Source organism: Methanocaldococcus bathoardescens (genome assembly GCF_000739065.1).
Taxonomy (GTDB): domain Archaea; phylum AGJL01; class Methanococci; order Methanococcales; family Methanocaldococcaceae; genus Methanocaldococcus; species Methanocaldococcus bathoardescens.
Genome location: NZ_CP009149.1, coordinates 930,802 through 956,093, shown reverse-complemented (window position 1 = coordinate 956,093; position 25,292 = coordinate 930,802). Strand labels below are relative to the sequence as shown.

The window sequence follows — 25,292 nt, the reverse complement described above, 5'->3', positions numbered from 1 at the left end:
GGATATGCAAAGTCATAATGGTGGAGTTATGGTTGCCAAGTATATAATAAAGCATGGATTGGAATTAGCTTATGATATTAAGGCAGAAGCATTTATGATATTTACTGAAACTGGAAAATCTTATGAATTGTTAAAATCCTTATTAAAAAAAGATAACAACTCAAAGATATTGAAGATATTTGATAAGATGATACATAAAGATATAAAAATAATTGTTGCCACACCAAATAAGACAACTTATAAAAAAATTACTTATGAGAGTGAAGAAAATATCTATCCTGTGTTTATTAAGCATAGGGAAGACAATAGATGTATGATAATAAGTAGCGGCATTGTTCATGCCCTTAAAATGAAGATATTAAAAGAAAATCATAGAATTGTTGCAGTGGTTGGGGAACCAAAAATTCCTGGAAAGTTAGATACAATAATGGTTGTTAATGTAAAAGATCATGTAAAGGCATTAACTTTATATAAGCTCTTTGAGACATTGGATGAAAAACAGAAAAAAACTTTAAAGGAAGTTTTAAAATTAGCTATGGAAATTGGAAGAGAAGGAAGGGAAGGAGAATATGTTGGGACAATATTTGTTATTGGGGATACATTAAATGTTATGAACATGTCAAAACCTTTAATATTAAACCCATTTGCTGGACACAATGCAAGTATATTTGATGAAAATGTAAAAGGAACTATAAAAGAGCTATCTTCTATTGATGGAGCATTTATAATTACTGATGAAGGAAAAGTTGTTTCAGCAGGGAGATTTTTAGAGACAAAAGGAGATGTCGATATACCAAAAGGTTTAGGGGCAAGACATGTAGCTGCTGCAAGTATAACAAAAAATACAAATGCTATAGCTGTAACCGTCTCTCAGAGTGGAGGAGTAGTTAGAGTATTTAAAGATGGGAAGATTGTTTTTGAGACTGACCCAAGGGCAAATATAATATTCTTTGATTAGGATGATTAGGTGGTAGAGTGACATTGGTGGAGAAGATATTATCAAAAAAAGTTGGTTATGAGGTTTGTGCAGGAGATAGCATAGAGGTTAAAGTTGATTTGGCAATGACTCATGACGGAACAACACCTTTAGCTTACAAAGCTTTAAAAGAAATGAGTGATAGCGTTTGGGATAATGAGAAGATTGTTGTTGCCTTCGACCATAATGTTCCAGCAAACACAGTTAAAGCTGCTGAAATGCAAAAATTGGCTTTAGAGTTTGTTAGAAGGTTTAATATTAAAAATTTCCATAAAGGTGGAGAAGGAATTTGTCACCAAATTTTAGCTGAGAATTATGTTTTACCAAATATGTTTGTAGCTGGTGGAGACAGCCATACATGCACTCACGGAGCTTTTGGCGCTTTTGCCACTGGCTTTGGAGCTACTGATATGGCTTATATCTATGCTACAGGAGAAACATGGATTAAAGTGCCAAAAACAATTAGGGTTGATATTATTGGAAAAAATGAAAATGTATCTGCTAAAGATATTGTTTTAAGGGTTTGTAAGGAAATTGGGAGAAGAGGAGCAACCTATATGGCTATTGAATATGGTGGAGAGGTTGTTAAAAACATGGATATGGATGGAAGATTGACATTATGTAATATGGCAATAGAGATGGGAGGTAAGACAGGAGTTATAGAGGCTGATGAAATAACTTACAACTATTTAAAGAAAGAGAGGGGGCTTTCTGATAGTGAGATAGCTAAATTAAAAAAAGAGAGGATAACAGTAAATAGAGAGGAAGAGAGTTATTATAAAGAAATTGAGATTGATATAACAGATATGGAAGAGCAAATAGCAGTTCCTCATCACCCAGATAATGTAAAGCCAGTTAGTGAGGTTGAAGGAACTGAAATAAATCAAGTTTTTATAGGCAGTTGCACAAATGGAAGGTTGAGTGATTTAAGAGAAGCAGCTAAATACTTAAAGGGCAGAGAAGTTCATAAAGACGTCAAATTAATTATTATTCCTGCATCAAAAAAGGTTTTTATGCAGGCTTTAAAAGAAGGGCTGATTGATATATTTGTTAAAGCTGGAGCGATGATTTGCACTCCTGGCTGTGGGCCTTGCTTGGGGGCTCATCAAGGGGTTTTAGCTGAAGGAGAGGTTTGTTTATCCACAACAAATAGAAACTTTAAAGGAAGGATGGGGCATATAAACAGCTATATTTATTTAGCATCCCCAAAAGTTGCTGCAATAAGTGCAGTTAAAGGATACATAACTAATAAATTAGATTAAGTGCATAAATAATAAATGCAAAATCTTGAGTGTTTGCCCATCTTCAAAAAATTTTTCTGTGATACTATGAAAGTTAGAGACCTAATGGACAAAAATTTTGCTAAAATATATTTAGATGAGACTGTTGAAGATGCAATAAATTTATTAAAAAAGAAAAAGAGATTTTCAGCACCAATTGTTGATAAAGAAGATAAATTAGTTGGTTGGATAACTACCTTGGAGTTGTTGGGGGTTTCAGAAAAAGATTTCAAAAAGCAAATAACAGAGTTCATGAGACCTGCTGAAGAAGTTATTACTGTATATGAAGATGATGAAGCAAGAGATGTAGTTTTAAAATTCGTTAAATATAAGGTTGTTAGCATCCCAGTTTTAACAAAAGATGGTAGAGTTGTGGGGATGGTTAGAAACTGTGATATTGTTAAAACATTAGCTAAGCTATATGAAATTCCAGTATATAAAATATTTAAGGAGTTGCACAACCATATTGGGGATATAAGCTGGGAAGAGTTGATGGAAGCAGCTGCGGTTGTGACAAAGAGAATGACTGGAGAAGATATAACGCCACGAGAGTATGAAGAGAGGATTAAAAAGACAACCTTTGGAAAGGCAATATGGGCTTGTGGAGGTTTGGAAAAGTTTTTTGTAGGGCTTATTGAGATAGGAATGGTTGCATTAGCAAGAAGATTGGCAAAGATAAGGGGGACTAAATGAGGATAGAGGATGAGATAAAAAATATAATAGAAAAAAAAGATTATGACTTCTGGGAATTTTTAAAAAAGGCCTATGAGAATAATATAAAGCTTGACATTGGGCATTTTATCCTTTTAAATATTCTTATTGGAATTAATGATTTGTACAATAAATTATCAGAGAAGTTTGGAGAAGAAGAGGCGAGGAAAATATTGGAGAGAAATAAAATATTTGCCAAAAACTCTGATTTTATATCTGGAGAGTTTTTAAAAGATTATATTGATAGAAAAAGTAGAGTAGCAGTGCATAACAGAATAAAGGATTTAAAAACTCTTGGCTTTAAAATAGAGAGTAAGTCAGGGCCTTTTGGTGGGTATAAAATAGTTGGCTATCCAGAATGGTTTAAGAAATAGAATTCTCACTCTTTTTTGTGGTGATAACTATGAAATTCTATAATCGAGAAAAAGAACTTAACTATCTAAAAACCTATTGCCAATTAGAACCAAACTCTATTTTATTCGTTTATGGTCCAAAATCATCCGGTAAATCTACTGTAATGAGGAGAGTTATAAAAGAGTTGGAAGATAGCAATATAGTGTTTTTCTATTACAACCTAAGAAAATATGCTACCTATAGCAAAGAAGAATTTTTAAGAGTATTTTTTGAAAAATCTGATAAAAAATATCTACTAAATAAATTAGAACTTAACTTAGGAGTTTGTAAGTTTGGGATTGAAGAAAACTTTGATTTTAAAAATTTATGTTTGAATGATGTATTTGCTAAGATAAACGAGAGCATAAATGCTGTCATTGAGGACGGAAAGAAGCCCGTCTTAATTATAGATGAGCTACAGAAATTGAAAAACATTTATTTTAACGGGAACAAATCATTATTAAATGAGTTATTTAATTTATTCGTATCCTTAACAAAAATGGAACATCTATGCCATGTTATCTGTCTAACTTCTGATACATTGTTTATTGATGAAATCTATAGGAATTCAACTTTAAAAAATGCATCTAAGTATTACCTAATTGATTGGTTAAGGAAAGGGAGCATAAGAAATATCTTAAAAGAAGAGGGCTTTAGTGAGGAAGAGATTAATTATTGTTTAAAATATCTATCATTACCTTATGAAATAGTTGATTTAATTGAAAACAAAAAGTTGGGATTATCAGTTGAACAAACCATAAAACAATGGATAAATGTTGAGGCAGATGGATTGAAGTATTTATTAAAGTCAAATAAAGATAGAAAGGAAAATTTACTAAAAGTTTTAAGTAAATTTGATGATAAGATAAAGGTAAGTATTGATAATTTTGAAGATGAGATTTTTGATGATGTCAAATTTTTAATTGAAAATGAAATATTGTTTTATGATGTTATAAATGGGATAATAAAGCCAACTTCGATCATTGAATGGTATGCTATTAGAGAGGTCTTAAAATAATTTTATAATCAAAATTTACAAATATATTCTTAGAGTTATTTATTTAAACCTCAACTTTTTTATTAAATTAAAAAGCCTCTTTAATGGTGATTCATAATGGAGATGCCAAAGGATTACAACATAGAGATTGAGAAACAGATACAAAAAAAGTGGGAAGAAAGCAAAATCTACAAGTTTGATGAAGAGAGCAAAAAACCTCCATATATAATAGACACCCCTCCACCATATCCAACTGGTAGATTGCACTTAGGACATGCTTTAAACTGGACTTACATGGATATAATAGCGAGATACAAGAGAATGAAAGGATTTAACGTTTTATTCCCGCAAGGATGGGATTGTCATGGACTGCCAACAGAGGTTAAGGTTGAAGAGATACACGGCATAACAAAGTCAGATGTTGATAGGCATAAATTTAGAGAGTTGTGTATTGAATTAACAAAGGAAAACATTGAAAAAATGAGAAGACAGATAAAATCCTTAGGAATTTCTATTGATTGGGATAGAGAGTATATAACAATGACCCCAGAGTATATTAAAAAATCCCAAACTGCCTTTGTTAGGATGTATAAAGATGGGTTAATTTATAGGGGTAAATTCCCAGTAAATTGGTGTCCAAGATGTCAAACAGCTATTGCATTTGCTGAAGTTGAGTATAAAGAGAGAGAAAGTAAGCTAAACTATATAAAATTCCCAGCCGCTGATGGAGATGGGCATTTATTGATAGCAACAACAAGACCTGAATTAATGGCTGCGTGTGTTGCTATCTTAGTTCATCCAGAGGATGAAAGATATAAACATTTAATTGGAAAAGAGTTTATAGTTCCATTGTTTGGGCATAAGGTTAAGTTATTGGCTGATGAGGATGTAGAGAAAGAATTTGGGACAGGAGCAGTTATGGTTTGTACATTTGGGGATAAGACAGACGTTTTATGGGTTAATAGGCATAAATTGGAGATTAAGAAGGCAATTGATGAGAAGGGAGAGCTAACAGAAATTGCTGGAAAATATAAAGGGTTAAAAACAGAAGAAGCAAGAAAAATAATCATTGAGGATTTAAAGAAAGAGGGCTATTTAGTTAAGCAAGAACCAATAAAACAGAATGTTGGTGTTTGTTGGAGATGTAAAACACCAATTGAAATTATTGTTACTGAACAGTGGTTTGTTAATGTTAGAAAACTCATCCCAAAGGTTAGAGAGATAGCTGATGAAATTAAATGGGTTCCAGAGCACATGAAAATTAGACTGCTGAATTGGATTGAGGATATGGATTGGGACTGGGTTATAAGTAGGCAGAGGATTTTTGCTACACCAATACCCGTTTGGTATTGTCCAAAGTGTGGAAATGTAGTTGTTGCTAAAGAAGAAGATTTACCAATAGACCCAACTAAAACAGGTTATGTTTGTGATAAATGTGGAAACACTGACTTAATCCCAGAAACAGATGTTTTAGATACATGGATGGACTCTTCAATAACACCAATGGTTATAACAAAGTGGTTAGATGACGATAAGTTCTTTGAAAAACACTATCCAGTCCAATTAAGACCACAAGGGCATGATATAATTAGGACATGGGCTTTCTATACTATAGTTAAGTCAATAGCCTTAACTGGCAAAAAGCCATGGAATGAAATTGTTATAAACGGAATGGTGTTTGGAGAAGATGGGCATAAGATGAGTAAAAGTAGAGGAAACGTTGTAGAGCCAGATGAGATTATAGCTAAGTATGGAGCTGATGCTTTAAGATTATGGGCAAGTAATAGCGTTGTTGGAGATGATGTTCAATTCCTATGGAAAGAGGTTGATTATGGATATAGATTCTTAAGAAAGTTTTGGAATGCTTGTAGATTTGCTAAGATGCATATAAGTGATGATATTATTGAAGAATTAAAGAAACCAATGGAAATTAGCAACCCAATTGATTTATGGATTTTGAGTAAGTTGCAGAAATTAATTGAGAGAGTTGATAGAGATTTAGAGAATTATAGGTTTAACACAATAGTAGAAATTTACAAATTTGTCTGGCATGAGTTCTGTGACAATTACATAGAGATGGTTAAATACAGATTGTATGGAAACGATGAGGAGGCAAAGAAAGAAGCAAGATGGACATTATACTATGTAATTGACAAATTGGTTAGATTACTCTGTCCATTTGCCCCACACTTCTCTGATTATATGGCAGAAATTTATAAAATAGAGAATCTTCACTTCTCATTCCCAGAAGTTGATAACAAGTTTATAAATGAAGAAGCTGAGAGATTTGGAGAGATAGCTAAAAATACAGTTATTTCAATTAGAAGATTTAAGGCAAATTCAGGGATGGCTTTAAATGCTCCATTAAAATACGTTGAGATTTATACAGAAGATGAGGAGACATACAATGCGTTAGTTAAAACAGCTGAGGACATTAAAGGAACATTAAAGATTGAAGAACTCAAAATAATTAAAGGCAAACCAACCCTTGAATCAAAGATTGTTGAAATAATCCCTGATAAATCAAAGATAGGGCCAGAGTTTAAAAAGAATGCCAAGTATGTTATGGATTTAATTAAGAATGCTGATGAAAAAACCCTTGAAAAGATAATTAATGAAGGTTTAGAAACAGAATATGGAGTTATTAGGAAAGAACACATTAAAGATGTCAAAAGAGCTTTATTCTGTGAAGGAGAGGAAGTAGATTCAGTAGACATTGAAGGAGTTTTAGCAATAGCAATAATTAGAAAATAAAAAATATAATGAAATAAACTAAATTTTTTTAACTTTTTTAAATTTTTTTATTCATCATAAATCTTTATTCCCCATTTTGTTCTAATCTCCTTAAATCTCTCTTTTAATTTTTTAGTAATTTCTCCAACTTGTCTGTTGTTTATAACTCTACCATCTATCTCAAAGACAGGCACTATCTCAGCAGCTGTTCCTGTGATAAAGAGTTCATCAGCAGTGTATAAATCATGTAAAGTTAATGGTTCTTCAACGACTTCAATACCCTCTTCTTTAGCTAATTTTATAACAACATCTCTTGTGATTCCCTTTAAGATACTTGCATAGACAGGAGGGGTCTTTAAAACACCATTTTTAACTACAAATATGTTATCTCCAGTCCCTTCAACAACAAACCCTTTATCATCTAATAAAAATGCCTCATCAACTCCAGCATAGTTTGCCTGAATCTTTGCCAATATACTGTTTAAATAATTTAGAGATTTAACAGCTGGATTTAAAACATCTACGGGCAATCTTCTAACTGAGACGGTTATAACTCTAATCCCATCTTCTCCCAACAAAGGAGGCATAGGAATTGCTATACAGAAAATAGTTGGTTCTTTACACTTTCTTGGGTCTAACCCTAAATCACCAACACCCCTTGTAACAACTAATCTTATATAGGCATCTCTCAGATTATTAACTCTCAATGTCTCTAAAACAACATCAATCATCTCTTCTTTTGTTAATGGAATATCTATGCAGAGAGATTTTGCTGAATCATACAATCTATCTATGTGCTCTTTTAACATGAAAACAACGCCATCATAAGCCCTAATTCCTTCAAAAACTCCATCTCCATATAATAAACCATGGTCAAACACAGAAACCTTTGCATCCTCTTCATCAACAAATTTTCCGTTTAAGTAGATTTTCATAACCTCACCTTTAGTTGGCTATGCAAAATAAAAATAATTAAAAAAATAATATAAAATTTTTATTGTTAGAGAATTGTCAATATATACAAAAATATACAAAAAAGTTATTGATTCATTTTTTCTTCTAATTCTTCCTCTTTTATCCTCTCCCCTGTAATCATATAAACTACTCTATCCCCTATTGAAGCAACGATATTCCCACTCCTCTCTAAATATTTAGCAGCAAAGATTATCTCAGTAGCTAAAGTTAAATTTTTTGGGTCTTCAAGGATTTTGCTTATCATACTTCTGTATAACTGTTCATACAAATCATCCAACCTTTTATCCATCTCATAAACATCTCTTGCTAATTTCTCATCTCTATTTTTAAATGAAATCATAGCATTTCTTAGCATATTGACTAAATAATCTTTCATAACAATTAGTAATTCATTTTTCCTCTTCCCTTCCATATTGGATTTTAGCAATATTTTACATATCTTTGATGCATTATCCCCAACTTTCTCTAATTTTGAAGATATTTTAATGGCTGTCATCAACTCTCTCAAGTCTCCAGATACTGGATGATATAAAGCAATAGCTTTAACACACTTATCTTCAATCTCAATTTCCATTAAATCTATCTCATTATCTTTCTTTCTAACCTGTTTAGCAAGTTCTATATCCCCCTCTGTAAATGCTTTTATAGCATCTTCTATCTGTTCAACACATAAATCAGCCATCTTCATTAAATCCTCTTCTATCTCTTTTAATACTTCATCAAATTTTTTTACCATTGTAATTCACCTTTTAAAGAATTTTAACCAAATCTACCGCTAATATAGTCATCTGTTTCTTTTCTCTGTGGATTTAAGAATATCTGCTCTGTCTCTCCAAACTCAATTAACTTACCCATTAAGAAAAAGGCAGTGTAATCTGAGACCCTACTTGCTTGCTGCATGTTGTGGGTAACAACAACAATTGTATAATCCTTAGCTAATTCAACCATCAACTCCTCTATCTTCAATGTTGATATTGGGTCTAAGGCAGATGTTGGTTCATCCATCAAAATTACTTCTGGTTTCACCGCTATAGTTCTTGCTATGCACAACCTCTGCTGCTGCCCACCAGATAAGCTTAAAGCTGATTTATCTAAGTTGTCTTTAACTTCATCCCAAAGAGCAGCTTTTTTTAGAGCCCATTTAACAATCTTATCCAATTCTTTTTTATCTTTAATTCCGTGAATTCTTGGGCCGTAAGCTACATTATCATAAATACTCATTGGAAATGGGTTTGGTTTTTGGAAAACCATTCCCACTCTCTTCCTTAGTTCAACAACATCAACATCTTTGTCATATATGTTTTTTCCATCCAATAAAACATCTCCTTCAATCCTAACTCCTTTAATTAAATCGTTCATTCTATTTAAGCATCTTAAAAATGTTGATTTTCCACAACCACTCGGACCAATTAAAGCAGTGATTTTATTTTCATAGATTGGTAAGTTAATATCAAATAGAGCTTGTTTTTCACCATACCAGAGGTTTAGGTTTTTAGCTTCCATTTTTACTTTCATTTTATTCCCCCTAACAATATTTTGTAAGTTTTAGTATTTTATTGTGTATTTTTTTCTTATATAGCTTGCAATTCCAAATATAAAGAACATCATAACTACCAAAATGAAAGCTACACCATAAGCCATCTGTAATTCCTGCTGTGAAGTGTATTCAGTTGCTAAGATATATAGTGTGTATGGTAAAGCTTCTACTTGGTCAAATAGACCAATTGAATATGAAAATGCTGTTGCGGCAGTGAACATAATAGCAGCTGTTTCTTCAGCACTTCTACCAATTCCTAAGATAATCCCTGTTATTATTTGAGGTAAAGCTGCTGGCAATACAACATGCCTTATTGTTTGCCACTTTGTAGCTCCTAATGCTAAACTTCCCTCTCTTAATCCTGGGGGGATAGATTTTAATCCCTCTTCAGTGGTTCTCATTATAATAGGAAGAATCATAAATGATAGAGTTAAGCCCCCAATTAACAAACAAGGACCAATTTTTGTAGCAATTGCAATTGAAAACCCAAACAAACCAAAGACAATTGATGGTAAACCAGCTAAGCAATCTGTTGAAAATCTTATAATTCTTGCGAGTTTGCTATCTCCAGCATATTCATGAAGATAAATAGCTCCTAATATTCCAAACGGTATAGAGAATAAGACTGCTAATGTGACTAAAGCAAACGTCCCTAATATTGCATACCAAATTCCATCATAAGCTATTTCTTTACCAATTATAACGTCTATTGGATTAGCTTCTCCAAAGAATAACTCAAGATTTATAGCTCCAATGCCTTTTATGAATAAATACCCTACCATAATAAACAAAACTGAAATTACAACAAGTCCACAAGCTCTTAATAGAGCAAATGCAATTTTTTCTTCTAACTTAGGATTAATCATGGATTATCCCCATTTTATTCTATATTTTTTCTCTAAGTATTGTGATATGATGTTTAATCCAACAACTATTACAAATAGAACAATTCCACATGCAAACATTGCATAGTAAATAGGGCTTCCAACTACGGCCTCTTTTATATGCAAGATAATGTGAGAAGTTAAAGGTCTTACTGGGTCGAATATGGACTTTGGAATTAAAGGCCAGTTTCCTGCGACCATCAAAACAGCCATCGTCTCTCCTATTGCTCTACCCATTCCTAATATAGTCCCTGCTAAAATCCCACTTAATGAGCTTGGAATAATGACATTTTTTATTGTTTGCCAGTGGGTAGCTCCTAAAGCTAAGCTCCCTTCCTTTATACTTTGTGGAACACTTCTTATAGCATCTTCAGATATTGATGTAATTGTTGGTAGAATCATAATTGCTAAGATTATAGATGCAGCAAACCAGCTAAATCCTGGATTTACATTAAATGCCTCTCTAATCCAAGGAACAAGTAAAACCATCCCAATGAAACCATAAACGACTGATGGGATAGCAGTTAATATCTCAATTGCTGGCTTTAAAATATCTCTAACTCTCTCAGGGGCTATTTCAGCTAAATATATTGCACACCCAACACCTAATGGAACAGCAAACAATAATGCCAAAATAGTTACGCAAAAACTACCAACAATCATTGGAAATATTCCAAACTCTCCATAGTATGGATTCCAATTCATACCGAATATAAAGCTTATAGGGTCTATATAATTAAAGACTGGCAATCCATTAGTTAATAAAAAAATAATAATTCCAAGAACTATGAAACTTGAAAATGCTGCAAATATCTTAATAAGATTTTCTATAATTATTTCGCTCACTCTTTTCATAAACCCACCATGAATTGAGTTTACTTTTAAATTAGCTTCAGTTCTTAATTAAATTAATACTATAAAAAGTTTATTTAAAATTTATCATAGTTTTAAATTATGATAAAAAACTAAAAAAGTCAAAATGTTAATTGGATGTTAATTTATTGTCCTAACACTTGCCCCCAGCTTGTTATCTCTCCAGCAAATATTTTCTTAACTTGTTCTTTGTTTAAGTTATCTATTGGGTTTGCTGGATTTACTATTATAGCTACTCCATCCATTCCAACAACATGGTCTTCTAAATTATATTTTTCAATCTCTTCTGGTGTAGCATCTCTTGAAGCGTCTCCAATATCAACCAACCCTTCACCAACTTGTTTAATACCAAACCCTGAACCTCCACCGCTTACAGTTATCTTAACATTTGGATACATTTGCATAAATCTCTTAGCACATTCAGCAGCTATTGGTTCTACTGTAGTTGAACCGGCAATCTTAATCTCTCCTTTAAGCCCTTCTTTCTTTTGGTATGGTTGTGGATTTGGTAGTGGGATGTATCCTTCTTTCTTTACAATCTCCTGCCCTTCCTTACTTTGAACAAACTTTATAAATTCCATAACAAGCTCATATTTTTCTGGGTCTTTATCTTTCAGGTTTTTATTTACATACATGTGAAGTTTTCTTGAAATTGGGTATTTACCGTTTCTAACATTCTCTTCTGTAGGTTCTATACCTTCAAACTTAACAGCTTTAACTGAGCTATCCAAGTAACCGATTGATAAGTAACCTATACCGTACTTATCTTGAGCTATAGCACTCTTCATTGCTCCATTTGAAGGAACAACAACAGCTTTTTTTGTTATATCTCCTTTATCTAACGCCTTTTCCCAGAAAACTTCTCTTGTTCCACTTTCTGGGTCTCTTGTATATACGTTTATAGGAGCTTTTGACCAATCATTAACTGAATTTTCTGAATTTCCACCACCAACACATCCAGTTAAGCTAACGATTGGAGTAATTAAAATTATCCCAAAGATTAAAGCTAATAGCTTCTTCACAACACCACCTTCAGAACTTTGTCATCTAAAACCTATACATTTGTGGTATATAAAGTTTTCCATTTTGAATTAAAGTTCATATTTTATGAACATTTTGATTTTAATAATCACGAAATATATGAATATTTTAATTAAAAATTGCTCTTAAATTTTATCTCTAAGTTATATATATTAGCTCTAACAAAAAATATAAGATGTTTAATATTTGTCTTAAAAGAAAATGGGATAGCATGGCAATAGGTGTAAATAATAGTACTGAAAGACTCGACTCTATAGAGCAAATGTATTTTAAAAGAATATTAAATCATATCAAAAATGTATTAAAAATAGATGTTACTCAATATAAAGATAGTTATATTATGAGAAGGATTAGAGTAAGAATGAAAGCTACTAAATGTAAGACATTCAAAGAATATTACGAATACTTAAAAAGCCATAGTGATGAAAATGAAGAATTGGCTGAAACTTTAACAGTTAATGTTACAGAATTTTGGAGGGATATTACTGTATATAATGAAATACAAAAAATCATAGACGAGTGGGTAGCGGATAGAAGAATAAGAAAGATAAGAATATGGAGTGCTGGATGTTCTTCGGGAGAAGAACCTTACGGTGTAGCAATTATTTTAAGTGAAGCAATGGAGAAACATAAAAGAAAATTACTAAACGTATCAATAACAGCCACAGATATAGACCGAGAAATTCTTGCTAAAGCAAAAAGAGGAGTATATCAAGCAAAACAGCTAAAAAATTTACCACCTCAGATTATAGAAAAATATTTCATAAAACTCAATGATGAGGAGTATATGATAAAAAATACATTAAAAAAATTTGTAAGATTTCAATATCATGACCTCATAAAAGACCCTCCATTAAAAAATATGGATATGGTATTATGTAGAAATGTAATTATTTATTTTGATAAAAAGATTCAGGAAGAAATTTTTCTGAAATTTTATGAAGCATTAAATCCTGGTGGATTTTTGATACTTGGAAAAACTGAAATACTTCATGGAGAAGCAAAAAAATTATTCAAAACATATAATGCAAGAGAAAGAATTTATCAGAAACCCAAAGAATAAAAATTATTATTTAGATTAGCGATATTATTTAAGGATACTATCTAATTTTTTAATTGAATCCGGGTCAATAACAATTATTAGATAACATTTTATTGGAAATCTCCCAACAATTTCAACTTTTGTGTCAAATAACATAACTACATCAGTTTTTTCAGCTATTTCTGTAATTAATGACTCAACTATTGTAAAACCCATTTCTTTTATAAATGTTGGGGGTGTTATATCTATAACCCCATTAAGTTCATTTGCAAAAACATTTAGAAATGCAGATATAACAATATTTCCAACTTCCCCAATTAGTGCACTTTCCATCTCTTCATAATTAGGAAGGTCTGATTTACTGACCATGCTGTCCCAAAGAATGTCGATAAGCATTAGCTTTTCAAGTTTTATAGAATCTTTTTCGGGCAATAAGATTAAACTTTTGCCACTAAGAACCCCATTAAAATCAATTCTTACAGCTTTATAGGGTTCATCTCCGAACTGTTCAGGAACAAACTCTACTAAAGCAAATCTTAAACCTAAAAAATATACTTCAACATTTTCTCCAGTTAATTCCATAAATGACCTTGCCATATTTTCAGTAGCTTCTTTACCAAGCTCTATTAACTTATTGATAGGTTTTATTAAACTCATAATTATCACGTTATTGAGTTAGTGTAATTGTTAAAGTTAAAAATAAATAAAATAATAAAAAATTTATTGGTTTTCATATTTTGCACTTAATTTATCTTTAACATTGCCTTTATTTATAGCATCAAATAATATGCTTACAGAGTCGTGTGGCAATACAATCAATACATCAAAACCAGTTCCTACTTCACATATATGCAATGTTGACCTAAAGGCCATAATTATATCATCATCGCCTATATTTTTCTCATTAAATATTTTTTCTAATAGTTCTCTTCCAGAACCTTCAATAAACGATGGTGGAGACATAGTTAATGCAGTATTCATAAAGTTTGCAAACGAATCTACATATGCAGATATGAGTATGTTGCATATTTCATTAATTGCAGATATTTTCATATCGTCCATTTCATCAGTATCTGACTCCATTCCCATTCCTAAAAGCATGGCTTTAGACAGCTTTATAGCAGAATCTTCAGAGAAAATTAATACACCAGTTCCATTAATATCTCCTGTAAAATCAATTCTTGTAAATATTTTTTTATCATCGCCATATTCTTCTTTTATTTCTTTTGGGGTAACCAACCTAATATTAAATACCTTTAATTCGGCTGAGTATCCAGTCATTTCAGAGATAAATTTCATAGCTTTTTCTGAAGCATATTTTCCCACATCTTCGATTTTACTCAATCCATCTAAATCAAAATTGTTAATAATACTGGAATTTGAAGACATGTTATTATCCCCCAACGTGGTTTCAATAATGGTTTTCACTATAACTTCCCAGGATTTCGGGGAAATTTCAACATTTCCATATTTCATACATCTCACACGTTGCACATATTTTTGAATAGGATTTTCGCAGGAATTAAATGTTTTATTGAATATTAATGTCTAAAGGCATCTAAATTCTTAGAGTTCATATATAAACTGCGAAAGTCTTATTGAAATTCTTTTGTTCTTTTATATTATTCCAATATATTTTCATTCTTATATTAGTTTCTCTAAATATATAATACTACAATCATCTTTAGATATATTGAACTCAAATGGGATATAATATTTGAGTAATATAAATTGAAAGAATAGCAGTTATAAAATAATAAATTAAAATTAATCAGGGAAAAGCTTATTTAATTCTTCAAGAACTTTTTGAGCTTGGAATGGTTTTACAATATATCCGTCTGCGCCAGCTTCAATAGCTTCAATAACTTTCTTTTCTTGGTCAATTGAAGTACACATAACAACTTTTACATTCGGCAGTATCTTTTTAATCTCTCTTGTAGCGGTAATTCCATCCATTTCTGGCATAACTATATCCATAGTTATTAAATCTGGCTGTAATTCTTTAGCTTTTTCAATAGCTTCTTTTCCATTTGAAGCTTCCCCTATAACTACAAACTTACCAGTTGGTGTTAATATTTTCTTTAAAATATTCCTCATGAATGCTGAGTCATCTACCACTAATGTTTTTACAATATTTGCCATTTTATCACCTAAGTCTTATTTTTGATATTATATGTATTATTTATTTTTAAGTGTTTTATGTATAAATAATCTTTCCTTATTAAAATTTTTAAAATTTTCAAATATTTTTAGAAGTTTGTTACAATATAGTTGGTTATTGCTCTACCTTTTTCAGACAACTCAACTTCTTTTCTAATTCTAACAAGATTTAATAGTCCTTTTTCTATTAAGTCATCTAATATTCTCTCCACCTCATCAACATCCATATTTAACATGTTTGGAAGTTCGAGTGGGGAAATTCCAGTATATAACGCCATTAGTATTTCTTGCTCTTCAGGAGTTAATTTTTCAACTTCACTTTTTATTTTTTCTCCAGACCAGCTTTCAGCTGCGAATTCTGAACTTAACTCATCTTCTGATTTTGGAAGTAAATCTTTTACAGTATTTTTATATTTAGTAAGTGTTGCAATATATCTAAGCACGAATAGTCTTTCCCTTTTTTCAATATATAAATAAGAGGTTATACTTTCATTAGCCTTTATTTGTTTTATCTCCAAAACTTCTTCTTCTTTATCATCTATAAGTTTAGTTTTTATCCTTATAGATTCAATATTGGTAAATAAGTTATAGACTTTAGGCTTTCCATTCTCTAAAACAGCCACTGCCAATATTTCTCCACTGGATAATGCACTTTTTCTTTGAACAAATATTAAATATCCATCCTCCCATTTAACATTTGGGTCAATACTTCCTCCTTTTATAGCACCATATTGAATCTTTATCTCTTTTTTATTTAATAACACATAAAAAACTTTTCTTAAGAAGTTTTCTATGGGTTTTCTTCCATATATTGAGGTTTCTGGGGCGAATCCAATCATTGTCTTGTCTGATTCAGGTGGGCGAAAAGTTATGGAAGAATGATAAGTAATATCTTCTAATGATGATTTAGCGACTTCTATCGCTCTTCTTGGTAAATCAGCCCCTACATCTTCTATATATTGGGTTTCCACTTCTACTGTTTTATTTGAAAATTTGAATTCAATTTTATCTTCATATAATATAATATCAAGCTTTTCCCATTTTAAAACAGGATTTTTTATTGTATATTGGTTTAGCAGAATTCCTTTTCCATGAAATCTTGTAACTTCTTTAGATTTCTTTGCCATACCATCACCTAATTAGAGAGATGCTATATGTTGCTATTTGGCAATTATGTATTTAAACATTATTAATTTATCAATTACCATATTGTGTTTAAATATAGATACAAATACTAAAAAATTTTTAAGTTAAGATTGAGCATCAGAAATATTTGCTATCTTACGTGTCCTATCAACTTTGAACCTATTGGCTAACTCTGCTGCCTGTTTAGCAGTTTCTTCTACATCAGCTATTATATCTCTAAAGGCTGAAATTGCTCCATTCAATTCTTCAGTTGAAGCAGTTAACTCCTCAGCTGTAGCGGCAAACTCTTCTGATATTGAGGCAATATCTTGAACATCTCTTAAAGCTTGTTCAACATTATCTGCAGAGGTTTTTGCGGCATTTTTGATATTTTCAATAACTTCCTTAGTTTTATCAACAGCTTCTTTAATCTTTAAGAATGCATTATTAACTTCATCTATTACTATAACTCCTTTATCAACCTCATTCTTTCCAGTTAACCCTAAATCAATAGTTTTTTCAATAGCTTTCCTGATTTCCTCAACAGTTCTGTTGATATCTTCAACTGATTTGCCTATTTCCTCTGCTAAGCTTTTAATTTCACTTGCTACAACCGCGAAACCTCTTCCAGCTTCTCCAGCTCTTGCCGCTTCGATAGAAGCGTTTAAAGCTAACAATCCAGTTTGTTCGGCAATATCTTTAATTAATGCAGTAATTTCGTTGATTTTTTGGCTCTTTTTACCTAACTCTTCTAAAGCTTTACCTAAGTCATCGATAACATTAGCTATTCTCTGCATAGTCTCAATGGCATTTTCTACATTTTTAACTCCTTCATTTGATTTTTCTTCTACTTCATTTATCGCTATAACTCCTTCTTCAGCAGCTTTTAGTGTATCTTCTGAAAGTTTTGCAGTATGCTCTAATTCCTGCGTTAAATCTTGTAGTTTGTTTGATTGGTCTGTTGCTGCAGTAGCTACCTGTTGAGCGGCATCCGCTATTTGGTCGGAGGTTTCTTTTAATCTTTCTACTTCTTCGTTAGCTCTTCTAATTTCATCTTCTAATTTAGCAACATTATCTATCAATTCACGAACCATCATTGAAAGTTTATCAAGAGCCCTATTAATCAATTTTTGAACTCTATTCCTTTCTCCACTTTCATCCATTCTTGCAGTTAAATCTCCGTTGATTATAACATTCATAACATTTCCTATCTCTTTTAGTAACTTCCTTAATTCATTTCTACTTTTTTCCACTTCTTCTACCTTACTTTTAAAGTTTAAATACACTTCTTTTATGTTATAGTATATTCTTCCAATCTCATCATTTTTATTGAATTTTATTTTTAAATTCCTTTTTATATCTGTTTTACCTTCAGCGAATTCTTTTGTAATTCTTTCAAGCTCAGATAGTTGGTCAAATACAGTCTTTTTCATTATTAGGATAAAAACTCCTCCCAAAATAAACGCTAATATATTGAATATAGTTATCAATTTAAATATAGTGTCTTTTGATGAATGTAGCATAAAAACTGAGAACAAAACTATTAAGGCAATATATCCCCCAATTATTATTAAAATCTTTGTTTTAACATTAAGATTCATTCCTTTCACCTATTCCTTCCACCTTATACAACATATTACGGCAGGTTTTTTGTAATAATAGAAATCATATATAATAATTAATATGCTTAAGTAATATATATTATTTGTTAATTAAGATAATAATGAATATTGCAATAATTTGAGGTGTTTATATATGGAAAGTTCTCAAAATAAAAATAATAAAAATAATTTAGATATTGCTATAAAATTAGATGAATCTATTAGGTATTTACTAAAAAGTGCCAAAGATTTTAGAAAAGGAAATGAAGACATGGCTGATTTAATAGCTCAACTATCATCAGTTTTAGATAATGTTGAAAAAACTTTAAACATTGTAGAAGAAAAATATTACTCAATGTTGGAGCGATATAAGAATGGAGGGGAAATTAACCCTATAATTCTCGAAAAATTCGTGGAGAATTTAGAAAATTTAACACATGTTTTGGATAATGTTGAAAAAATAACAAAAAATCTAAATTCAGAAATTGATAAACACGTAAACTCTATGTCTAAGTTGGATGATACTATATCTAAGTTAAAATTTGTCAATACTGAGATATCAAATGAAGTAATATCTGAATTTGAAAAAGTTTTTAGTATTATTAAGAATAACAAAGAGAAATTGAATGAATTAATTAATAAAAATCAAGCATTAGAGAACAGGCTAAAAGAATTGCTATTGGAAATTGACAGCATGATAGATGAAAATAAATAAATATTGCTAAATATTAGACTAATTTTTATGGCTCTATGTGTAGGGGTGGTTTTGTATGGTAGATAAGAAATTGGATTGGGGAAATAATGTATTGAATAAGTTAGATAATGATTTATTAGAATCAGAAATAATTATTGATGATATTTTAACAAAACTTGACATGCTAATTTCTGAGATTAATAGTTATGTGGCAGAGATACAGTATGGCTTGAACATTACAAATGAAAAAATGAATATTTCGATTGTTGAACTTCAAGAATTGGAGAAAAAATTAAACGATTACTTTTCATATATGGAGCTTATGAGAAAATCTATTGAAGACACAAATAATATTGTGTATGATATAAATAACGAAATGTTAAATATAAAAAATTCTTTAGAAGTTTCATCAGTTAGGCTGAATAATAGATATCATAGAATTGAGGAAGGTATAAAAAATAATAGTAAAAAATTGGAGATGTTATCAAATACTTTAAAATCTATTAATAAAAATCAAAAAATGTTATTTGAGAATCTAAAATCTACAAGAATATTGGTATATATGGTCACAATTATGACAATTGTGAATATGTTAATTAATTTTAACAAAATCTTTTAATTCTATTTTATTTTGTTTTGTTTAGGATAACTATAGTGTTTTTCAAAACTTAATGTAGAAAAAGGTATTTATAAACCCCGTAGAGGTTTATATATAATTCATTAGTAAATTTTAATTACTTTTGAAAAACACTATAAGCGAATCTACATAAGAATAAACACAAAAACATTATCAATACTGATTTTCTAATATTAATATTAAAGATTAAAGAACTGTATTTAAACTTTGTATGTAATTTATTGAACATTTTTATATTTTGATATTTAATTTTTGTTTTTAAAATCCTTACTAAGGTGTTATATATTATTTGGTGGTTTTTATGGAGCTTGAAGAAAAATTAAAAGAAATTGCTAAAAAAGCAAAAAATAAAGAAGACAAAGATAATTTAATTAATAGAGTTAAAAATTTAGAAAAAATTGCAGTTGAAATGTACAATAGATTAAAGTCAGAAAAATCCCAATCTAATGAAAAAAAACCTGAACAACAACCAGAATATCAAAATAATGTCGATATTAATCAATGTTCTGATGAGATAAAAGAAATTAATAATAAATTAGATAAAATTCTTGATACCATAAATAATAACAATTATGAAAAAATTGAGAATATGTTAAAGGAGATATTGGATAAATTAGAGAGTATGAAATATGTTAATCTCTCAGAAGATGCTATAAATCAAATTTCAGATAAAATTAAACAAATATACGATTCTTCAAAAATGGAATTTATTGAGAAATTGGACATAATAATAGAAAATACAAACAATTATTCATCAAAATTGGATAAATTATCAAATGAAATTGATAATATTACCGAAAAAATTGATAAAATGTCAGAGAAGATTACAGATTTACTCGATAGTGGAGGAGTTAAGGTAGTTGATATTATAAAACTAATAAAAGAAATTTATAAAGGAATTAATGAAATAAAAGAGATTTTAAACAACCTTGAGGAAGAAAGTATAAATAAAGCTATAAAGATTGCAGATGATTTAAATACTAAAATAGATAGCTATCTTGTAGAAATTGAAGAAGGTATAAATGCATAATTTTTTAAATTTTTAAAATAAAAATAAAAAGATTTAGTAGAGAATTATGCTTTGAATTTACTTGCAGATTCTGCAAGTTGATTTGATATTTCAGCTACTTTTTCTGCGGCTTTACTTATTTCTTCTATTACTCCATTCAATTCTTCAGTTGAAGCAGTTAACTCCTCAGCTGTAGCGGCAAACTCTTCTGATATCGAAGCAACATCTTGAACATCTCTTAAAGCATTCTGTATATTATCAGCTGCATTTTGTGCTCCTTCTTTTATTTCGTTTATTCTCTCCATTGCTTTATCAACGGCTTCTTTAATCTTTAAGAATGCATTATTAACTTCATCTATTGCTATAACTCCTTTATCGACTTCATCTTTTCCAGCTAATCCTAAATCTATAGTTTTACCAATTTTGTTTTGAATTTCAGTTATTGTCTTGTTAATATCATCTACTGATTTACCAATTTCTTCTGCTAAGCTTTTAATTTCACTTGCTACAACCGCGAAACCTCTTCCAGCTTCTCCAGCTCTTGCCGCTTCGATAGAAGCGTTTAAAGCTAACAATCCAGTTTGTTCGGCAATATCTTTAATTAATGCAGTAATTTCATTGATTTTTTTACTTTCATCTCCAAGCTCTTGTATTGCTTTACCTAAGTCATCGATAACATTAGCTATTCTCTGCATTGTTTCAATTGCATGCTCCACTTTTTCCAAACCAAGTTGTGAGCTCTCTTCAACGTTATTTATAGCTTCAACTCCACTTATTGCTGAATCATAAACTCCTTTTGCAATGTTGGTAGTTTCTTCGAGTTCTTGGGTTATGTCTTGTAGTTTGGTTGATTGGTCTGTTGCTGCAGTAGCTACCTGTTGAGCAGCATCGGCAACTTGGTCGGAGATTTCTCTTGCTCTATTTAGCTCTTCCTTAACAGTATTAACTTCTTCAGTTACTTCAACAACCTGCTCTTTTAGATTTTTTATCATATTTGTCAAGTTATCCAATGCACGGTTAATGACTTTGTATAACTCAACTTCTCCTCCATTTTTCTCTTTTAGTCTTGCAGTTAAATCCCCATTGGCAACTTTTTTCATAACATCCATAATTTCATTAAACATCTTTTTTAATAATTCTTTATCTTTTTTCTGCTCTTCCATATCTTCTTTTAAATTGTGGTATATTTTTTCAATATTTGCGAATATTTTTCCAATTTCATCATTACCAAATTTTATTTTTTGCTTTATACCATACTCTCTGTTTGCCAATTTGCTTGATATTCTTTCAAGTTCTTTTAATGGTTCTAATATTGTTTTATTTACTATGATTATTGAAACAACACCAATTAACAATCCTAATATGGTAGATGCAATTGCTACATCATTTGCAAATTTGATTTTTTTATCGTATAGTTCTTGATATAACATAACTGCTTTATTCATCTCTGCTAATAATTCCATATTATGTTTTTCTAAGTAGTCCAAAGCCTCTTTAAACTCTGGGTCATCAGGATTTTTTGTGTATATTATTTTTATTTTTGCATAGAATGGCTCCCATAATTGCTTTACTTTAAGAAGTTGAGGCTTAACTTTATCAGGAGCTGGTGGGAGACCTAATTCCTCACTACCTGATATTAAACCATTTAATGTTTTGTCAAAAAGTTCAGCAGTTTCTTTTAAAGTTTTTCTATATTCATCATGTCCAGAACCTATCATAAAAGCTTCTTTTGTCATTTTTTGAATTAACATTCTCTGTTTTCCTGCAATATTGATTACCTTCCCATCATTTTTCATAGCATCATGTGTCATTACCACATTCAAAGACACTCCTGTAATAATAAGTACTAAAATTGCTAAGATAGACAAAATTTTAGTTTTTACGGAGATATTTTTGAGCACTTTCACACCCCCCTCCTGATGCGTATTGTTTACCTTATATATCTACACATACAACAAAACTTAACAAACATCAATCTCATAGTAACCACACAAATTACAAGATTGTTGTATTAACTTTATTACATTTAGTTATTTTGGTCATTGCATATATGTATATTTTTTGAGTATATATTTGTGTAGCTAAAAATCCAAAATATAAAAATATAAAAATTTTCATACATAATACTATAATTTATAATCATAATGACTTTTTCACCAATATCTAAAACTATGATAATATGTTAAATTCAAAGAAAAAACTAAGGTAATTTACTACGTCAGATTTATTAATGCTCACCTTTACCTTAAGTTAATGCTTATTGAGTAAAGTAAAAAACAAACCTGTCATAATTATTTCAATTGTAAATATCGGAAATTCAAACCAAAAAATTTTTAATTTTTAATTACATATTTTTATTTTGAAGAGGTGAAAAGATGGTTGAATCTGAAACTATGAAAATTGTTGTGTTTAGATTGGGAAGTAATGAATATGGATTAAGGGTTGATGAAGTTAGAGAAGTGCTGAAGTTGCATAAATCAGATATCACCCCTCTTCCTAACGCTCCAAGTTATGTAGTTGGGGTTACAAATATTAGGGGGGAGATTACACCAATTATTGATTTAAAAGGTAAATTGGGAGTATATGAAAATATTGAAGATGAGAAAGATGAAAAACTTGTTATGGTTATTGAAATCAACCAACAAACATTTGGGATTTTAGTTGATGGTGTTAATGATGTTATGCAGATAACTTCAGACCAGATTACTCCAGTATCCACTATAAAAAAAGCAACAGGTGGGGATTATATTGAAGGAATTATAAAAATAGACAATAGATTGATAATTTTACTAAATATTTCAAGTTTGTTAGATTTAGATATATAATTTTTATTGTTATAAGGTGAGGTGGGATAATGACATCACATAAAAAAATTAGAGTGCTTGTTGTTGACGATTCTGCATTTATGAGGAAGGTTATATCTGATATTTTAAATTCAGACCCTGAGATAGAGGTTATAGGAACTGCAAAGGATGGAGTTGAAGCTGTTGAGCTTGTTCAAAAATTACAACCAGATGTAGTTACAATGGATGTTGAAATGCCAAGAATGAATGGTTTAGAGGCTGTTAGAAAAATAATGGAAATAAGACCAACTCCAATTGTAATGCTATCCGCTTTAACAAAGGAAGGTTCTAAAATTACATTTGAAGCATTAGAAGCTGGAGCTGTTGATTTTATCTCAAAACCTTCAGGGAGTATTTCATTAGATATTAGAAAGATTGGAGAAGATATAATTAAAAAAGTTAAACATGCTGCAAAAGCTAAAGTGGTTAAGAAGATTCCAACAATTGCTAAACCAAAACCTGCTACTGAGGACAGAGTGGAAACTGCAGTTTCACAAATATCGTCTGCTACAGAAGAATTAATGGCTCCTGATAGTAAATTAAAAGAAATGTGTGTAATAATTGGTTCATCAACAGGTGGACCACCAGTAGTTACAGAGATTATTTCAAAATTACCAAAAAGAATGCCACCAATATTTGTAGTTCAGCACATGCCACCAGGATTCACTAAATTATTTGCAGATAGAATAAATCAAGTTTCAAAACTTAATGTTAAAGAGGCAGAACATGGAGAAAGAGTTATGCCAGGTTATGTTTATATAGCTCCCGGAGATTACCACATGCTTTTAACCAAAAGGGGAGATAATGTTTATATTTCTTTAGATAACAAAATGCCAAAAGTTAATGGAACACGACCTGCAGTAGATATTACAGCTGAGGCAGTAGCTAATATATATGGGGGAAAATCTGTGGGGGTTATATTAACAGGTATTGGTAAGGATGGAGCTTATGGATTTAAGAAAATAAAAGAGAAAGGAGGAAAAATAATTGCTCAGGATGGAAAAACATGTGTAGTATTTGGTATGCCAAAGGCTGTGATAGAATTGGGTATAGCTGATTTAGTTCTCCCCCCCTCAGAAATCCCAAGAGCGATTGTAAAGTTCTGTAAAGAGATATTGGGGGGATAATATATGACAGATATGATGGAGGAATATTTAGAGATATTTGCTGAAGAAGCGGAAGAACATATACAAACTATCAATGAGTGTCTTTTAGAACTTGAAAAAGACCCAACAAATTTAGACCTAATAAATCAAATTTTTAGGTCAGCCCATACTATAAAAGGAGGAGCAAGAACTGTTGGTTTATCTCATATATCTGAATTAACTCATCATATGGAAGATATTTTAGATTATATAAGAAATGGTCAAATTCCTGTAACATCAGAGATTATTGACATGTTATTTAAATGTTTGGATGCATTGGAAACAATGCTTGATGAGGTTAAAGCAGGAGAAACAGAAACATCTGTTGATGTAAATTCAATTATTGAAGAGATTAAAAAGCTTAAAGATAAATATCTTAGTGGAGCTACACAATCTGCTGAAGCTCCATCGTCTCAACCTTCTGAATCGAAACCTAAAGAAGAAACTGCAAAACCTTCTGAAAAAGAACAACATCAAGAAATAAGAAAAAAAGGATGTAAAAAAAGAAATAAAAAGAATAAAATTAAAGTACAAAACGCCAAAAACTACAGTTAAAGTTAAAAAAATTATTAAAGAGAAAATTGAAGTACTACCGGAAGAATCCGAAGAAGAATTTGAAGTTCCCGAAGACCTTGA

The 25,292-nt window shown here is 30.6% G+C and carries 25 protein-coding genes; 13 read left to right on the top strand and 12 right to left on the bottom strand.

Going from position 1 to position 25,292, the window contains the following annotated elements:
- Positions 1-28: 28 nt before the first annotated feature.
- The 6 genes from dacZ (at position 29) to valS (ending at position 7,111) form a co-directional block, all read left to right on the top strand.
- A complete protein-coding gene (gene dacZ / locus JH146_RS04865) occupies positions 29-958 on the top strand; it encodes a diadenylate cyclase (protein ID WP_048201947.1) in 930 nt (309 codons plus the stop codon).
- Between the two features lie 17 nt (positions 959-975).
- Positions 976-2,238: a homoaconitase large subunit gene (gene hacA, locus JH146_RS04860; RefSeq protein ID WP_048201946.1), complete on the top strand. Its 1,263-nt coding sequence runs from the start codon at positions 976-978 to the stop codon at positions 2,236-2,238.
- 66 nt (positions 2,239-2,304) lie between these two features.
- Complete coding sequence (locus JH146_RS04855) at positions 2,305-2,949, top strand: CBS domain-containing protein (RefSeq protein ID WP_048201945.1); 645 nt, start codon at positions 2,305-2,307, stop codon at positions 2,947-2,949.
- The gene (locus JH146_RS04850; RefSeq protein WP_048201944.1) at positions 2,946-3,341 is read left to right on the top strand and encodes a helix-turn-helix domain-containing protein; all 396 of its coding nucleotides are present in this window, start codon (positions 2,946-2,948) and stop codon (positions 3,339-3,341) included. Before JH146_RS04855 ends, JH146_RS04850 begins: the two co-directional genes overlap by 4 nt.
- 29 nt (positions 3,342-3,370) lie before the next feature.
- Positions 3,371-4,378 (top strand): ATP-binding protein, encoded by a 1,008-nt coding sequence (locus JH146_RS04845; protein WP_048201943.1) that lies wholly within the window; start codon positions 3,371-3,373, stop codon positions 4,376-4,378.
- Positions 4,379-4,474: 96 nt separating this feature from the next.
- Positions 4,475-7,111, top strand: a complete 2,637-nt coding sequence (gene valS, locus JH146_RS04840) for a valine--tRNA ligase (protein WP_048201942.1) — start codon at positions 4,475-4,477, stop codon at positions 7,109-7,111.
- Positions 7,112-7,158: 47 nt separating this feature from the next.
- Here the strand turns inward: valS and ilvE are convergent, their stop codons facing one another.
- The 6 genes from ilvE to JH146_RS08815 all read right to left on the bottom strand — a co-directional run bounded on the left by ilvE (position 7,159) and on the right by JH146_RS08815 (position 12,381).
- Entirely contained in the window at positions 7,159-8,025 is an 867-nt protein-coding gene (ilvE, locus tag JH146_RS04835) for a branched-chain-amino-acid transaminase (protein ID WP_048201941.1), read from the bottom strand.
- A gap of 104 nt (positions 8,026-8,129) precedes the next feature.
- The gene (gene phoU / locus JH146_RS04830) at positions 8,130-8,801 is read right to left on the bottom strand and encodes a phosphate signaling complex protein PhoU (protein WP_048201940.1); all 672 of its coding nucleotides are present in this window, start codon (positions 8,799-8,801) and stop codon (positions 8,130-8,132) included.
- Positions 8,802-8,824: 23 nt separating this feature from the next.
- Positions 8,825-9,580 (bottom strand): phosphate ABC transporter ATP-binding protein PstB, encoded by a 756-nt coding sequence (pstB, locus tag JH146_RS04825; protein ID WP_048201939.1) that lies wholly within the window; start codon positions 9,578-9,580, stop codon positions 8,825-8,827.
- 30 nt (positions 9,581-9,610) lie between these two features.
- The gene (gene pstA, locus JH146_RS04820) at positions 9,611-10,468 is read right to left on the bottom strand and encodes a phosphate ABC transporter permease PstA (protein WP_048201938.1); all 858 of its coding nucleotides are present in this window, start codon (positions 10,466-10,468) and stop codon (positions 9,611-9,613) included.
- A gap of 3 nt (positions 10,469-10,471) precedes the next feature.
- The gene (gene pstC, locus JH146_RS04815; RefSeq protein WP_048201937.1) at positions 10,472-11,341 is read right to left on the bottom strand and encodes a phosphate ABC transporter permease subunit PstC; all 870 of its coding nucleotides are present in this window, start codon (positions 11,339-11,341) and stop codon (positions 10,472-10,474) included.
- Positions 11,342-11,484: 143 nt separating this feature from the next.
- On the bottom strand, positions 11,485-12,381 hold the full coding sequence (locus tag JH146_RS08815) for a substrate-binding domain-containing protein (RefSeq protein ID WP_048201936.1): 897 nt from the start codon (positions 12,379-12,381) through the stop codon (positions 11,485-11,487).
- A 230-nt stretch (positions 12,382-12,611) separates the two neighbouring features.
- Here JH146_RS08815 and JH146_RS04805 point away from each other — a divergent pair, with 230 nt between their 5' ends.
- Positions 12,612-13,463, top strand: a complete 852-nt coding sequence (locus JH146_RS04805) for a CheR family methyltransferase (RefSeq protein WP_081874473.1) — start codon at positions 12,612-12,614, stop codon at positions 13,461-13,463.
- 24 nt (positions 13,464-13,487) lie between these two features.
- On the opposite strand, the gene JH146_RS04800 is transcribed toward JH146_RS04805, so the two are convergent.
- From JH146_RS04800 to JH146_RS04780, 5 genes are all read right to left on the bottom strand, one after another.
- Positions 13,488-14,099, bottom strand: coding sequence for a chemotaxis protein CheC (locus JH146_RS04800; protein WP_048201935.1), 612 nt, complete (start codon positions 14,097-14,099; stop codon positions 13,488-13,490).
- A 63-nt stretch (positions 14,100-14,162) separates the two neighbouring features.
- Positions 14,163-14,918 carry a chemotaxis protein CheC gene (locus tag JH146_RS04795; RefSeq protein ID WP_048201934.1) on the bottom strand — a complete coding sequence of 252 codons (756 nt, stop codon included), beginning with the start codon at positions 14,916-14,918 and terminating at the stop codon, positions 14,163-14,165.
- A gap of 291 nt (positions 14,919-15,209) precedes the next feature.
- The gene (locus JH146_RS04790; protein WP_048201933.1) at positions 15,210-15,584 is read right to left on the bottom strand and encodes a response regulator; all 375 of its coding nucleotides are present in this window, start codon (positions 15,582-15,584) and stop codon (positions 15,210-15,212) included.
- A gap of 107 nt (positions 15,585-15,691) precedes the next feature.
- Complete coding sequence (locus JH146_RS04785) at positions 15,692-16,729, bottom strand: CheF family chemotaxis protein (RefSeq protein ID WP_048201932.1); 1,038 nt, start codon at positions 16,727-16,729, stop codon at positions 15,692-15,694.
- Between the two features lie 123 nt (positions 16,730-16,852).
- Positions 16,853-18,328, bottom strand: a complete 1,476-nt coding sequence (locus JH146_RS04780; RefSeq protein WP_048201931.1) for a methyl-accepting chemotaxis protein — start codon at positions 18,326-18,328, stop codon at positions 16,853-16,855.
- 154 nt (positions 18,329-18,482) lie between these two features.
- Between JH146_RS04780 and JH146_RS04775 the strand changes: the two genes are divergently transcribed.
- The 3 genes from JH146_RS04775 to JH146_RS04765 all read left to right on the top strand — a co-directional run bounded on the left by JH146_RS04775 (position 18,483) and on the right by JH146_RS04765 (position 20,689).
- Positions 18,483-19,043 (top strand): hypothetical protein, encoded by a 561-nt coding sequence (locus tag JH146_RS04775; RefSeq protein WP_048201930.1) that lies wholly within the window; start codon positions 18,483-18,485, stop codon positions 19,041-19,043.
- Between the two features lie 55 nt (positions 19,044-19,098).
- Positions 19,099-19,641, top strand: a complete 543-nt coding sequence (locus tag JH146_RS04770) for a hypothetical protein (protein ID WP_048201929.1) — start codon at positions 19,099-19,101, stop codon at positions 19,639-19,641.
- A gap of 319 nt (positions 19,642-19,960) precedes the next feature.
- Entirely contained in the window at positions 19,961-20,689 is a 729-nt protein-coding gene (locus tag JH146_RS04765) for a hypothetical protein (protein WP_048201928.1), read from the top strand.
- Positions 20,690-20,733: 44 nt separating this feature from the next.
- Here JH146_RS04765 and JH146_RS04760 read toward each other — a convergent pair whose 3' ends face one another.
- The gene (locus JH146_RS04760) at positions 20,734-22,575 is read right to left on the bottom strand and encodes a methyl-accepting chemotaxis protein (protein ID WP_335328902.1); all 1,842 of its coding nucleotides are present in this window, start codon (positions 22,573-22,575) and stop codon (positions 20,734-20,736) included.
- Positions 22,576-23,043: 468 nt separating this feature from the next.
- On the opposite strand from JH146_RS04760, the gene JH146_RS04755 reads away from it, so the two are divergent.
- The 3 genes from JH146_RS04755 to JH146_RS08810 are packed head-to-tail and all read left to right on the top strand — an operon-like array spanning position 23,044 to position 25,211.
- The gene (locus tag JH146_RS04755; RefSeq protein WP_048201927.1) at positions 23,044-23,493 is read left to right on the top strand and encodes a chemotaxis protein CheW; all 450 of its coding nucleotides are present in this window, start codon (positions 23,044-23,046) and stop codon (positions 23,491-23,493) included.
- A 29-nt stretch (positions 23,494-23,522) separates the two neighbouring features.
- Positions 23,523-24,638, top strand: a complete 1,116-nt coding sequence (locus tag JH146_RS04750) for a protein-glutamate methylesterase/protein-glutamine glutaminase (protein WP_081874471.1) — start codon at positions 23,523-23,525, stop codon at positions 24,636-24,638.
- Between the two features lie 3 nt (positions 24,639-24,641).
- On the top strand, positions 24,642-25,211 hold the full coding sequence (locus JH146_RS08810) for an Hpt domain-containing protein (protein ID WP_236953649.1): 570 nt from the start codon (positions 24,642-24,644) through the stop codon (positions 25,209-25,211).
- Positions 25,212-25,292: the final 81 nt, after the last annotated feature.